This window comes from Aeromonas aquatilis, assembly GCF_054052405.1.
In genome coordinates this window covers 1-308 of the sequence record NZ_JBSTYP010000202.1, presented here as the reverse complement: position 1 = coordinate 308, position 308 = coordinate 1, and the positions used below count along the sequence as shown (strand labels likewise).

The 308-nt window shown below is 59.1% G+C and carries 1 protein-coding gene; it reads left to right on the top strand.

Annotated features, from left to right (window positions below; translation table 11 throughout):
• Window positions 1-14: 14 nt before the first annotated feature.
• Window positions 15-308, top strand: a 294-nt coding sequence (locus tag ACW5W8_RS24025) for an Ig-like domain-containing protein (RefSeq protein ID WP_498630920.1), incomplete at its 3' end; no start/stop codon positions are given.

Genomic DNA, 308 nt, shown 5'->3' with positions numbered 1-308 from the left:
ACGAAGATGGCTCGGTGAGCCTGAACTTGCTGGCCAACGACAAGGCGCCGGATGGTGGTCTGAAGATTGTCTCCATCAACGGTGTGGCGCTGACGGGCGGTGCGCAGAGCATTGCGGTCAAGGACGGGGTTGTGGAGATTGCGGCCGATGGCAGCATGACCTTCAGACCGGGCGAGAACTTCAACGGCAAGGTCAGCTTTGACTACGTGGCCCAGGACGCTGACGGCGATACCGACAGTGCCAAAGTCAACATCGCCGTCAAGCCGATGAATGATGAAGTTGATGCGGTGAGCGACGACTACGAGGTC